At 45.4% G+C, this 12176-nt stretch carries 14 protein-coding genes; 2 read left to right on the top strand and 12 right to left on the bottom strand.

From position 1 onward, the window contains the following. Window positions 1–111: 111 nt before the first annotated feature. Complete coding sequence (locus KNO92_RS14115) at window positions 112–2085, bottom strand: methyl-accepting chemotaxis protein (RefSeq protein WP_214761828.1); 1974 nt, start codon at window positions 2083–2085, stop codon at window positions 112–114. Window positions 2086–2325: 240 nt separating this feature from the next. Here KNO92_RS14115 and KNO92_RS14110 point away from each other — a divergent pair, with 240 nt between their 5' ends. Next, window positions 2326–2961 (top strand): peroxiredoxin-like family protein, encoded by a 636-nt coding sequence (locus KNO92_RS14110; RefSeq protein ID WP_214761826.1) that lies wholly within the window; start codon window positions 2326–2328, stop codon window positions 2959–2961. A gap of 47 nt (window positions 2962–3008) precedes the next feature. Here KNO92_RS14110 and KNO92_RS14105 read toward each other — a convergent pair whose 3' ends face one another. The 7 genes from KNO92_RS14105 to KNO92_RS14080 all read right to left on the bottom strand — a co-directional run bounded on the left by KNO92_RS14105 (window position 3009) and on the right by KNO92_RS14080 (window position 6878). Then, window positions 3009–3530, bottom strand: coding sequence for a GNAT family N-acetyltransferase (locus KNO92_RS14105; RefSeq protein ID WP_251127135.1), 522 nt, complete (start codon window positions 3528–3530; stop codon window positions 3009–3011). Between the two features lie 80 nt (window positions 3531–3610). Further along, a complete protein-coding gene (locus tag KNO92_RS14100) occupies window positions 3611–4258 on the bottom strand; it encodes an alpha/beta family hydrolase (protein ID WP_214761824.1) in 648 nt (215 codons plus the stop codon). A gap of 9 nt (window positions 4259–4267) precedes the next feature. Continuing rightward, a complete protein-coding gene (pyrH, locus tag KNO92_RS14095) occupies window positions 4268–5005 on the bottom strand; it encodes a UMP kinase (protein ID WP_214761823.1) in 738 nt (245 codons plus the stop codon). Between the two features lie 84 nt (window positions 5006–5089). Beyond that, window positions 5090–5749: a tetratricopeptide repeat protein gene (locus KNO92_RS14090; RefSeq protein WP_214761821.1), complete on the bottom strand. Its 660-nt coding sequence runs from the start codon at window positions 5747–5749 to the stop codon at window positions 5090–5092. A gap of 35 nt (window positions 5750–5784) precedes the next feature. After that, window positions 5785–5961: a hypothetical protein gene (locus KNO92_RS14865; protein WP_251127134.1), complete on the bottom strand. Its 177-nt coding sequence runs from the start codon at window positions 5959–5961 to the stop codon at window positions 5785–5787. A gap of 99 nt (window positions 5962–6060) precedes the next feature. Next, the gene (locus KNO92_RS14860; protein ID WP_251127133.1) at window positions 6061–6387 is read right to left on the bottom strand and encodes a hypothetical protein; all 327 of its coding nucleotides are present in this window, start codon (window positions 6385–6387) and stop codon (window positions 6061–6063) included. Between the two features lie 38 nt (window positions 6388–6425). Next, window positions 6426–6878, bottom strand: a complete 453-nt coding sequence (locus KNO92_RS14080) for a VOC family protein (protein ID WP_214761819.1) — start codon at window positions 6876–6878, stop codon at window positions 6426–6428. A gap of 402 nt (window positions 6879–7280) precedes the next feature. Here KNO92_RS14080 and KNO92_RS14855 point away from each other — a divergent pair, with 402 nt between their 5' ends. Then, entirely contained in the window at window positions 7281–7520 is a 240-nt protein-coding gene (locus tag KNO92_RS14855) for a class I SAM-dependent methyltransferase (RefSeq protein ID WP_353047409.1), read from the top strand. Window positions 7521–7866: 346 nt separating this feature from the next. On the opposite strand, the gene KNO92_RS14070 is transcribed toward KNO92_RS14855, so the two are convergent. The 4 genes from KNO92_RS14070 to KNO92_RS14055 all read right to left on the bottom strand — a co-directional run bounded on the left by KNO92_RS14070 (window position 7867) and on the right by KNO92_RS14055 (window position 12103). Beyond that, window positions 7867–8388 (bottom strand): GNAT family N-acetyltransferase, encoded by a 522-nt coding sequence (locus tag KNO92_RS14070; RefSeq protein ID WP_214692154.1) that lies wholly within the window; start codon window positions 8386–8388, stop codon window positions 7867–7869. A gap of 141 nt (window positions 8389–8529) precedes the next feature. Continuing rightward, a complete protein-coding gene (locus tag KNO92_RS14065) occupies window positions 8530–10437 on the bottom strand; it encodes a PTS fructose transporter subunit IIABC (RefSeq protein ID WP_214761817.1) in 1908 nt (635 codons plus the stop codon). Then, window positions 10434–11363 (bottom strand): 1-phosphofructokinase, encoded by a 930-nt coding sequence (pfkB, locus tag KNO92_RS14060; protein WP_214692151.1) that lies wholly within the window; start codon window positions 11361–11363, stop codon window positions 10434–10436. Before pfkB ends, KNO92_RS14065 begins: the two co-directional genes overlap by 4 nt. Continuing rightward, a complete protein-coding gene (locus KNO92_RS14055; protein WP_214692149.1) occupies window positions 11360–12103 on the bottom strand; it encodes a DeoR/GlpR family DNA-binding transcription regulator in 744 nt (247 codons plus the stop codon). The genes pfkB and KNO92_RS14055 overlap by 4 nt, the downstream gene beginning before the upstream one ends. Between the last annotated feature and the right edge of the window lie 73 nt (window positions 12104–12176).

The raw sequence follows: 12176 nt of genomic DNA, 5'->3' as shown, positions 1-12176 counted from the left end.
AAAACCTGAGCCCGGTTGAATACCGGACGCAGGTTCTAAAAGTCGCTTAACAAAATTATTTAGTGTCTAACTTTTTTGGTTCAGTTCACGTCGCTCTGCTTCTTTTTCATTTTATAGTTTGAATCTTGAGACGAGGTCTTGTAGTTCTTCTGCCATCGTCGCGAGCGCCTTCGCCGATTGTGACACTTCTTCAATCGATTTCAACTGGTCGTCTGTCGTCGCTGCGACTTGTTTGGAGACACTTGAGTTCTCGTCGGCGATGTCAGCAATTTGGGATGCGGTCGCCGCTACTTCTTGGACGTTTGCCGCAATTTCCTCGACTGTTGCGGTCACATCTTCGATTCGCGGTGTCATCGCGACCGTTCGCTCTTTGATTTTCTCAAATCGATCTGCCGTCATTTCTGAAGAAATGAGACCGGCTTTCGTATGAGTGGATACTTCTTGCATCAGATGGACGGATTGTTCCGTCTCCTGTTTGATGCGGTCAATCAATGCCGCAATTTGTTTCGTCGACTGTTGGGACTGTTCCGCAAGCTTTCGGACCTCACTCGCCACGACGGCGAACCCTTTCCCGTTCTCACCGGCACGTGCCGCTTCAATCGCTGCGTTCAAAGCGAGCAGGTTCGTCTGTTCTGCAATCCCGTTGATGACCGAGACGATTTCTCCAATCTCACTTGAACGATGTGCCAACGATTGGATGACACCTTCAAACGTGACGACCGATGCATCGATCGCCTGCATCTGTTTAACGTTCTCTCGCACGGTCGTTGACCCATCTTCTGCTTCATTTGACGTCTCACGTGATAGTTCAGACACGTCCATCGAGCTCTCTGAGATGCGCATGATTCCGGACGTGATGGCCTGGAGTGACGTCGCGTTGTCATCGAGCTGACGTTTTGAACCATCGGCACTGACCGCCATCTGGTCGACCGCACGAGCAATCTGTTCTGACGAAGCGGAATTATGTGCGGAGTTCGCCATCAATTCCTGCGAAGATGCCGCGACTTGACTAATTGAATCGTCGAGACGAAGTAAAAGCATCCGTAGTGAGGCACTCATCTCATTGAAACTCTCTGAGACGCGACCGATTTCATCGTTCGATAAGACAGGGATCGGTTCAGTCAAATCGCCGGACTTAATCCGTTCTGCCCCCTCGGTTAATAGACGTAACGGACGCAAAATCGACCGGAGAACGAAATATAGAAGAATAGCCGCCACACCGAACATACCGATAATGACGAACACGGTCGTCCAAAGGATGCCGACAGTCTCGTCTTGAATTTCACCATCGTATAGGGTCCCTGTGATTTTCCACCCTGTGAGCGGGTTCGTCACGAACGCTTTTTCGACACCCTCTCCATTCTCTTCAGCGGACAGGATTCCCTCATCTGTTGCAAAAACAGATTCCATCGATGACTCTTCTGATTTCTCTCCGACAGCAATCGATGGATGAATGACGACTTGTCTGGCCTCATCGAAGATGGCCACATATCCTTCTTCACCGATTTGAATATTCTTTGCGACTTCTGCAATATCATTCACGTCCACATCAACCGCAACGACCCCGCGACCATCTGCCGTCTTTTTAGAGACCGTGATCATCATTTTTTGAGAAGCGGCGTCTACGTATGGATTCGTGATGGCGACGTCTTGACCACTCGCTTCTGCCGCCTCATACCAAGGACGAGTCCGTGGATCGTACCCTTCCGGCAATTCTTGCTCAGGATAGATCGTCATCGTACCTTCCGCTGAGGCAAAATAAATATTTGTCACTTTAGGGTGTGTGTCTAAGTATTCCGTGAACTTTTCTGCTAACGCTTGATTGTCTTCACCTTCTTCATAGATGGATGCATCAATCCGATTGGAGAAGAATGAAATGTCCGTCTGAATCGGAGCAATCAAATTCGCCACTTCATTATTCATCCGGTCTACCCCCGAATTGGCAGACTGGATCATTTGTGACTCGATTTTTTGTTTCGCCTGCGTATAAGCGACGACCCCGATCAATGTTGCTGGAATGAGTAGTAATAGAACTGATAAGACAATTAATTTTTGTTTGATGCTGATGGTACGTTTCTGTCTCATAAAACATCTCCTTACCCCGAATAGAATGTTCAAGAAGCATCGGTATGGGGTACCGAATCCTCCTTGGGTTACTTACAATATCGGTTAGGAAAAATAGATGTTAATCATTGATTGAATTATTCGAAAATTATTTTTCGGAAGCTGAAATGGAGTTTCACTTTATTCAGAACATAACGGCAAATCATTTTATTCGTAATCCGAAATGTATTAAGTTAACATATCGGAAAAGGGGGTAAAAACATGAATACATTATTGGAAGAAATCAAAGCGTATAAAAATCAATTCAAGCAAAAAGCGCCAGCCGAAAAACAACGTTTGATGGCGCAGGCGACACAAGAATTGAAAGAATCAGGGGTGGCTACCGGTTTAGCAGTCGGGGATCAAGCTCCGCTGTTTGAATTGCCTCATGAGGATGGGACAGAAGTCGGTTTGAAAACACTTCTTGAAAAAGGACCTGTCATCGTCACGTTTTATCGCGGTGGATGGTGCCCATACTGTAACCTCGAACTCCGAGCGTATCAGCGAGAATTGGCACAAATTGAGGAAAAGGGCGCCACACTCGTCGCAATCAGCCCGGAGACTCCGGATTACTCACTATCTACGAAAGAGAAGAATGAGCTCGATTTTTACGTGTTGAGCGACGTGGACAATCAAGTCGCACGCCAATTCGATCTCGTCTTTGATATGCCGGATTATTTGATTGAGATTTATGAGGCATCTGGTCTTCGCGTCGATGCACATAACGGCAATGAGGACTGGCAACTTCCAAAGCCAGCGACGTTCATCATCCAACCGGATGGTACGATTTCATTCAGTGATGTGCCCGCTGACTATACAGAACGAGTCGACCCGAAAACGGTCGTTGAAAAACTATAAACGAAAAGGAGATGGCGTATGTCATCTCCTTTTCTTTGTACCATTTTTTACTGATTGTCTGATCGCATATTGAATTCCTCATGCAGTATTCCATACACCATGCTATCGGTCCATTCATTCTTATTCCAATAGTCCTTCAAGAAATGAGCTTCTTTTCTCATTCCGATTCGCTCGCATATTTTTTGAGAAGCGACATTCCTTGCATCAAGATTGGCTTGTATTCGATGTAGGTTGAACTCGTGGAACAATTTTTCAAGTAATCCCTTAATTGCCTCAGTCGCATACCCTTTTCCTGAATGTGAATCAGAAAAACAATACCCGATTTCTACCGTTTCTTTCATACCCGTATACCAGACAGTGAGATCTCCAATCACTTCATCTTGATGTACGACCGCTAAATTTAACGTACTTGTCTCGGTAAGAGTAGAATTCATCAGTTTTTTAGTAAACGCTTCATTCATATTCTCAGAAGTCCAAGAGTCATGTAATAGATATCTACACACGTCAGCATTTTTATAGATGTTGAATGTGGCAGGCAGATCATTCTTTCTGAATGGTCTGATTTCCAAACGTTAAGTGGTAAATTCCAGATCGATTCCCCCTTGTAGATGGTGATGAGTATCCTATGAACACTCACCACCTTACAACTTTATGATGCAATGATAAATTGCTCCACTCGCTTGAGAAGTGTTTCAAGTAACCGTAGTGACCGGTATGTCTCTCCTGTGTACTCGAGACTATGATTCATCTGTTCGACAATCTCGAGTTCGGTCAAGCCCAGATGTTCAAGATGCTTCATTCTCTCATCTATATAATGTTGGTCCGCCGTTCCCATAAGCACGAGCTGTTTACCTTTATGGGACAGGATTGCTTCGTATATGTCGTCTTGTTTCAACAACGGTGTCAACCAAACCAGTTTGGCATCATGAAACACGTTTCGGGTAAGCTCACTTGCCATCGCCATCGTACCGAGCGATTTTCCGATGATTATGTATTCATTAATAGAATGGGATTGTAGCACTTGGTCGATGACGAGACGAACATCGTCAACAATCGCCACTGATACATCGACTGAATCATACCGCTCATCCCGATAATTGTAGTTGACTTCAAGAACATTCAATCCATTCTCTAAACATAACGCTGTCGTATAGCGAAACATCGGGGAATCATTTGTATATCCGTATCCGGGTAACAACATCACGAGCGTATCGGATGACGAATCAGGCTGCAGGAACGAATACGAGACAGGTATTCCGTTTGTCCCGACGACGTGACCATCTGTTACTTCATACATATCGTCCCCTCAATTCTGCAAAAGTTGCGTGTCATGGTGATGAATCATCGTTCCAATGATCTCTCCTTGGAGAATCCGATGAATGGCGTTCCGTTCTTTGAAGTCGAACAAGTGAATCGGCAAACCGTGGTCTCTTGCAAGAAGTAATGCCGATTGATCCATCACTTTCAAATCATGAGCGATGACGTCGTTATAGTGTAGAGTTTCGTATTGGCGCGCCTCCGAGTCCAACCGAGGGTCTCGGTCAAATACGCCGGAGACACCGTTCTTGGCCACAAACAGGGCATCGCATCCCACTTCGATGGCACGCTGAACAGCCGGGTAGTCTGAAGAGACGAACGGTTGACCGTTACCGCCTGCGAAAATGACGACATACCCTTTTTTCAAGTGATTGATGGCCCGAAGTTGAATGTATGGCTCGGCAACGCTTGGCATTGGAATCGACGTCATGACGCGTACTTCTCGATTGGCATCACGTTTCAAGATGCCACGCAGCATCAATGAGTTCATGACTGTCCCGAGCGTCCCGATGCTGTCAGCTTCCACTCGATTGATCCCCCACGTTTCTGCTTGATTCCCTCGGAAGAGATTTCCCCCGCCGACCATGACACACACTTCAACCCCGCTATTTGCGAGTGACAATATTTCTTCTGCTATCAGGCTGAGGCTCATTTCGTCAAAATTATCCGTTCCATCACCAGCCAGAGCGGCTCCACTTATCTTGATACAGATTTTCCGATGTTCCATCTTTCCCCAACCCTTCATTTGGAATTTTTGTTCAATTCAGTATAGAAGAGTTTATATTATGGAACAACACTATTTTTAATTGATTCATAAGGACATTTCTTTATATTCCTTGTAAAACTCATCTAACATATAAAGTCCACCGATTTCTTCATCGATAAACGTATATAAAGAAATTTCAAATTCTAGGGGCGATGCTTCATTGAAACACTCTTTTACTCTTAGCAAGCCTTCTCTTACATACTGCTTTCCCTTTTCAATACTCTCGTTTGAGATATAGTACCGTCCAAGACAAAGATAGTAACGAGGAAATTCTGGGTACTCCGCTATCGCCTTTAACAGATACGGTTCATACTGATCTGGACGTTCGAATTCATGTAGATTGGCCATTGAATAGTAGAGGATCCCTTTTGATTTAGCATCCATTTTATTCAGCATCGACTTGATCTCTTCGATCTTTGTTTCGTCATATACTGGATAGACGAAAGTTGATTCAAGATATACGCCGAGGGCGAAGAAAATCGTATGCTCCGGAAACTTATCAAATGCTTCGAATAAGTGTTTGGAGGCACTTTCATAGTCTTCTTCCGGCGTATCCATTTCAGCACTAATGAGAGTCGTCCAGGCGATGAATTCGTCTGGGTACTCTCGAACTAATTCTCTGGCGGCACGGATTGCAAGGAACAGCTTCTTTGGCGATTGTGCCATAGTTTGTATCTTTTGAATTTCTTGCTCAAAATCTATCATTTTCTCTGCCCCCTTTAAAAATTTTCATCTATTAATCATTCTGATAGGATGATTTGAATACCGTTCGGATCAGTTGAACTGATCGCACTATCACTCATCAGGTTAACATGCGTTAACTGTGTGTGATCCGATTCAGTTACAACGATTTGCGGGACAGGACAATTGAATAATTGTTGCAATACATCTTCAAGACCTGCCGTTTTCGTTTCCATATTCAATCGATGAATACGATTCTCAGAACGTGATTGAACAGCATCTAAATGCTGTTGCAGCTCGATTCGAAATCCGTAAGGTGTATGGATGAACGTTCTTCATTCATTTGATTGAACCGTCAATCCTATTTGTTCTGCTCGTTCTATCACATTCACTTTTTCCTCTTCTGATACTAAAAAACCAATATGATCAAACATCACTTTCTTCCCGTAACCAAATGTGATATTCGTCGCTCCTCGCTTCATTTCAATGATTCTAAAACGAATGGACTGCTCTCTAAAATCATCCCATTTGAGTGGTAGATCGAATGACTTAAATTCCCCATCCTTTTTACCGATTCGTTGGGTTACTTGAAATCCTAGACCCGCATAGAATTTCTCAGTTTCTTCGACGTGTGGTGTCCATACATGAAAATGAAATAACATATGTTCTCTCCTTTGTTCGAATCATTTATGTAGACTCGTTATTTCCAAATCCAATCTTTGTATGGAACTATGCTAGCCATTTCTTCTGCGTTCGTTCCAATAAACGTGATGAGTTCAATCGAATTTCCGTCCGGGTCCTCAAAGTAAATGGCCGCATGTTCAAATGGGACATTCGGAAGAACTAAAGGTTGCTGTTCCGGTGTCATCTTAAAGGCAGTGCGAATTTCAATTCCCCGATCTTCAAGCCACGCTTTGATCGATTTTAAATCTTGCTCCTCTATTCGAAAAGCGATGTGGCGGATTGATGGATGATACGGTAAATTGACTTGACCAGATTTCCATAGTCCAATCCAGCTCTCCCCTTTTATAATCCAAAAGAAGGCCAATTTCTCATTTTGTAATGCCAACTCTAAACCTAGTTTCTCATAAAATCGAATTGATTCAGTTAGATCACTCACCGGCAAGTGGGCCTCGTAAATTCCTTTAATCATTCTCCCTAACCTCACTTTTACATTTAAATTTATCCAGATTCGTCCTTACTAGACATAGATTTATTGACAATATATCAATGTAAAATTATTATATATACTTCCATTATAGTGCTAAAATTGTTTGATGGCTTTCTCGACGAATCGATACTAGGGAAAAGGAAGGGAGATCGCTATGAATAAACAAAGTCAAAAAACAAGCAGGCTTGGGAATATCGCGCCTATGAATTTTGGTGTAAACGAGACGGAACTCCATCTGAAAAATCAATCGAGATTTTGAAAGATCCTCGGGCCAGCTTGAAGAAACACAGCAAGTATTTTGATAACGTCGAAGGATTGAACATCGCAAACATCTGTGGTTCCAATGGAAGAAAAGCCGTACCGCTCTCTATCCTAGGGGCAGAGGTGACGATATTTGACCTATCAGAGGAAAATAAACGATATGCACTAGAACTAGCCGATTGTTCCAACACTGCGATTAAATATGTCGTTGGTGATATTCTTGATCTCGATATGAAAAAGTATCAACATCATTTCGACCTTCTCTATTTAGAGGGAGGAATCTTACATTACTTCGACGACCTCGCTCAATTGATGGATGTTTTGTATTCCATCTTAAAGGTTGGCAGAACTCATCTTAAGTGACAATCACCCGAGAAAAACATGCATCACTCCTGAATTCGTCTACATCCCTAAGTATTTTAACCGCGAACCTTTTCAAGACGACATTTCCTATAGGCAATTTTTTTCTCCAGATGAACAACATGACTTCCCATCTGTATGTTTAAGTCACCATACATTGAGTGACATCATCAATTCAGTGATTTCAGTCGGATTCACATTGCAACAGTTTGATGAGCATAGAGGGTGGAACGGTGAAAATATACCATGGGAGTTCACGATTGTTGCTAAAAAGTAGACTTCATCGTCCAAGAAAAAAGCTCCGATCGGCACAAAAAAAGACCGTAGAACATTCCTACAGTCACTAAGCTTAGGCACCCATAATCGAATCATGACGGGTCGTTTCCCAACCGTACGCCACTTCACGGAGTAACAATTCACCAAATTCCCGATCCTTTTGGTCGATGACCTGCCCTTGTTTCCGCTCATAAAATGTGCGGAATGGGTTCATCTCAAGCGCCCAAATCAAAAGTCCCGCCTCGCACATCGATTGGACGGCATGTTCAAGGAGAGCGGACCCGATTCCGTTCCCTTGATGATTTTCCAAAATATAAATGGCATACACTTCGTTCGTATGGTCTGGATACTCACCCGTACGCTCTTCTCCGTAAAGGACGAAGCCCACAATCTCATCATCCACAATCGCCACAAAGCCGGCGACTTCCTGCCGGCGAAGCGCTGTCCGCAATCGTTCTGCCCATTCGATGGAACCGGACGAAACTTTCAATAAATACTCAGTCGGTACGATCCCCCGATAGGTCGTACGCCATCCGTTCACACGCACTCTCGCAATCCCATACACATCATCTGGTTTGGCGACTCGAATGTCCAATGTGACCCCCTCCTAACCCGAAGCTTTACAAATAGTTTACCACAAATCTCCAACTTGCAATCCGAGATTATGTGAATTTTCATCGTTCTTCTACTACAAAAAAAGAGCCGCCACCTCTACTGAGGCAACGACTCTCTCGGGTTATGCGACTTCTTTTGATTGCACTGGTGTAGATGTCGTCAACGGCTTCTTCAAGAATGAAAGGAGCAATGCACCGACGAGGGCACCTGTCAAGATCGCAACAGCATAGAGTCCCATGCTCATCGCGACATTTCCAGCACCTTCAAGAAGTGGGAAGACGAAGATTCCACCGTGTGGGGCCGGTAATTGAATCGCGAAGAATGCTGACAATCCACCTGCGATTGCAGAACCGAGGATGGCAGATGGTAGGACGCGAATTGGGTCAGCAGCAGCGAACGGAATGGCCGCTTCGGTGATGAATGAAGCACCCATGATGTACGCAGTCTTACCAGCTTCACGCTCTTGTTTCGAGAATTTCTGGCGAGCAAATACGGTTGATGCAAGTGCGACAAGGATTGGTGGTACCATTCCACCCGCCATGACGGCTGCCATGACTTCTTGGTTTCCTGCTGTGAGAGCTGCCGTACCAAACACGTATGCTGTCTTGTTGATCGGACCACCCATATCGACTGCCATCATTCCTCCAACGATGACACCGAGAAGGATCGCATTCGCTCCACTCATGCTGTTCAACGTATCCATCAACCATGTCATAAGTGCTGCGATCGGTTCATTGACGACAAGCAACATAATCATACCTGAGATAAACGATCCGAGTAACGGATACAAAAGAACTGGCTTGATTCCTTCAAGCGAAGCAGGCAATTTCGCGAGTGTCTTTTTCAAGAAGAGGACAACGTAACCTGCCAAGAAACCGGCAATGAGACCACCGAGGAATCCAGCGTTCCCTTGGCTTGCGAGTACCCCTGCGACGAGACCTGGTGCGAGACCTGGACGATCGGCAATCGACATCGCGATGAAACCTGCAAGAATCGGAACGAGGAAGCCGAATGCTGCTCCACCGATTGTCATCAACTGTGCTGCGAATTCATTGTAAGATGGATCATCCGGGTTAGCAGAGTTGATGCCCCAGAAGAAACTAATTGCGATCAAGAGACCACCTGCGACGACAAGTGGTAGCATCGCAGATACACCGCTCATCAAGTGCTTATAGACACCTGTACGTTGTTCTTTTGGTGCACCAGACGTTTTGGAAGCTTCATATACCGGTGCATCTTGATTGACGGCACGATTGATGAGTTCTTCCGGTTTCCGGATCCCTTGTGCGACCGGTACTTCGATGACACGTTTTCCGGCGAAACGCTCCATTTCCACGGCTTTGTCCGCTGCGACGATGATAGCTGTAGCACGGTCGATGTCTGCCCGTGTAAGCTCATTCTTCACTCCAGTAGAACCGTTCGTTTCGACTTTAATATCGACGCCCATCGCTTCCGCTTTTTGTTTCAAGCTGTCGGCTGCCATATACGTATGGGCGATTCCTGTCGGACAAGCCGTGACCGCTAAGATGAACGGAGCATCTTCGTTCGTCGGTTTGACGACTTCTGGCTTCTCTTCTGCCGCTTCCTTCTCTTCGATGGCACGGATGACATCGCTTTCAGAAGTCGCTGCATAGAGGCGCTCTTGGAATGCTGGGTCCATCAAGTAAACCGATAATTTAGAGAGCGTTTCAAGGTGTTCGTTATTCGCGTTCTCCCCTGCCGCAATCATGAAGAAAAGGCGGCTTGGTTGACCGTCCAACGCTTCGTAATCGACTCCTTCTGAGCGTCCGAAGGCGATTGCTGGTGTTTGGACAGCACTCGTTTTCGCGTGAGGGATGGCAATCCCTTCTCCGAGTCCAGTCGTGCTCTCGCTTTCACGTTTTAAGATGGCGTCACGATATCCATCGCGGTCAGATAGTTTGCCGGCACGGTCGAGGACATCGACGAGTTCTTCGATGACCTCACGCTTAGAGCTAGCACGAAGATTCAATTGAATCGTATCGCGTTGAAGCAAGTCCGTGATTTTCATGTTGTTTCCTCCATTCGTTTGAGTGGTGTGAGTTGTACTTGATCGATCAATCGATCAATATCTTCTTTTGAACAAAGACCAAATGTATATGCGGACGCACTACCTGTTGTGACAGCGTAGCGGAACGCCTCCTGCTCGCCTTTTTCTTTGACGTTTGCGACAAATCCGGCAACGAGTGAGTCTCCGGCACCGACTGAGTTGACGAGTTTCCCGACTGGTGTGTTTGCCGTGACCGCACCGTCCTTGTTGACGAGTAGTGCTCCATCTCCTGCAAACGAAATGATGACGTTTTTCGCGCCACGTTCGACGAGCTGCTCCGCATAAGGAAGAGCGTCCTCAAACGTCTCGATCTCTGTATCGAACAGTTCGCCTAACTCGTGATGGTTCGGTTTGATCATCAACGGTTCGAGCGAAAGGACTTCAAGCATGGCGTCTTTCGTCGTATCGACGACGAAGTCGGCACCTTTTTCGCGAATCGATTCAGCGATTCTCCGGTACAACGAGTCCGGTAAATTGCTTGGGATACTTCCTGCAAGAACGACGATGTCACCTTCATCGACTTGGTCGAACTTGGCTTTTAATTGTTCGAGTTCACCATCCGTGATGTTCGGTCCGCTCGCGTTCAATTCGGTCTCTTCTTTTGCACGAATCTTGACGTTGATTCGGGTATTTCCGTTCACTTCAACAAAATCCGTGTGCACGCCATGGTCGACGAGCGACTTTTTGATGAAATCACCTGTCGTTCCACCGATAAAGCCAAGCGCTTTCGTTTCTTTTTCATATTCTCGAAGTACGATTGAAACGTTGATCCCTTTTCCACCTGCTCGTTCGGTCGTTTCTTCGATTCTGTTTACTTCTCCTAAATTTACTTCTGGTAATGTCACATAGTAATCAATAGAAGGGTTGAGTGTTAACGTGTAAATCATTTCGCATTCACCACCTTTGTTATTGTTTGGATGGAACTCATTGATGCATCGCTTGATGTGATCAATTGCGCAGCGTCTAACGTGGCGACTCGGCTGAACGTTCGTTTCCCGATTTTCGATGCGTCCGCGAGCACGTATGACGTCTGTGCCAATTCAATTGCCGTCTTTTTGACAAGCGCTTCTTCTGGGTCCGGTGTCGTGTAGCCTGCGTCAAGGTCGATTCCGTTCATTCCGAGGAAAGCGAGGTCAACTCGATAATTCATCATGCTCTCGCGTGCATTGTATCCGACGAGCGCTTGAGTCGACCGTTTCAATTCTCCGCCTATCACAAACGTCTTAATATCAAGATCAAATAATTCATTCGCTATCGGTAGACTGTTCGTGACGACGACAATGTTCTTTCCTTCTAAAAACGGTACCATCGCTTGAGTCGTTGTCCCGGCATCTAAATAGATCGACATCCCATCTTCAATGAATGTTGCGGCCTTCCGTGCAATCGCAACTTTTTCATCGACGAAACGATCTCGTTTCTCTTCAAATGTCGGTTCTTCGTCAGGAGTCGCGATGAGTGTCGCTCCCCCGTGCACCCTTGCCAGATATCCTTCCGCTTCGAGATCCGTCAAATCACGACGAATCGTCGACTCGGATGAATCCGTCAAATCAACCAACTCTTTCAATTTGACGACTTTCTGCTCAGATAAGCGTTGTAATATCAACTGATGTCGTTGTTTCGTTAACATCTTGTTCCCTCCATACGTCTAATATAAAGCGTTTTCATTATAAAAACAACTAAAATCATTCAAAAACATTCAT

Source organism: Exiguobacterium sp. s129 (assembly GCF_018617585.1).
In the GTDB taxonomy this organism is placed as follows: Bacteria; Bacillota; Bacilli; order Exiguobacteriales; family Exiguobacteriaceae; genus Exiguobacterium; species Exiguobacterium aestuarii_A.
Note: the sequence above shows the minus strand (reverse complement) of the source record. Positions and strands in the feature narration are given on the sequence as shown.

Excerpts from the sequence above, each read along its gene's own strand:
- pyrH (WP_214761823.1), bottom strand. The coding sequence starts at position 5,005 with ATGGAACATCGGAAAATCTGTATCAAGATAAGTGGAGCCGCTCTGGCT.
- pfkB (WP_214692151.1), bottom strand. The coding sequence starts at position 11,363 with ATGATTTACACGTTAACACTCAACCCTTCTATTGATTACTATGTGACA.
- KNO92_RS14115 (WP_214761828.1), bottom strand. The coding sequence starts at position 2,085 with ATGAGACAGAAACGTACCATCAGCATCAAACAAAAATTAATTGTCTTA.
- KNO92_RS14100 (WP_214761824.1), bottom strand. The coding sequence starts at position 4,258 with ATGTATGAAGTAACAGATGGTCACGTCGTCGGGACAAACGGAATACCT.
- KNO92_RS14860 (WP_251127133.1), bottom strand. The coding sequence starts at position 6,387 with ATGTTATTTCATTTTCATGTATGGACACCACACGTCGAAGAAACTGAG.
- KNO92_RS14090 (WP_214761821.1), bottom strand. The coding sequence starts at position 5,749 with ATGATAGATTTTGAGCAAGAAATTCAAAAGATACAAACTATGGCACAA.
- KNO92_RS14110 (WP_214761826.1), top strand. The coding sequence starts at position 2,326 with ATGAATACATTATTGGAAGAAATCAAAGCGTATAAAAATCAATTCAAG.
- KNO92_RS14080 (WP_214761819.1), bottom strand. The coding sequence starts at position 6,878 with ATGATTAAAGGAATTTACGAGGCCCACTTGCCGGTGAGTGATCTAACT.
- KNO92_RS14065 (WP_214761817.1), bottom strand. The coding sequence starts at position 10,437 with ATGAAAATCACGGACTTGCTTCAACGCGATACGATTCAATTGAATCTT.
- KNO92_RS14055 (WP_214692149.1), bottom strand. The coding sequence starts at position 12,103 with ATGTTAACGAAACAACGACATCAGTTGATATTACAACGCTTATCTGAG.
- KNO92_RS14865 (WP_251127134.1), bottom strand. The coding sequence starts at position 5,961 with ATGGAAACGAAAACGGCAGGTCTTGAAGATGTATTGCAACAATTATTC.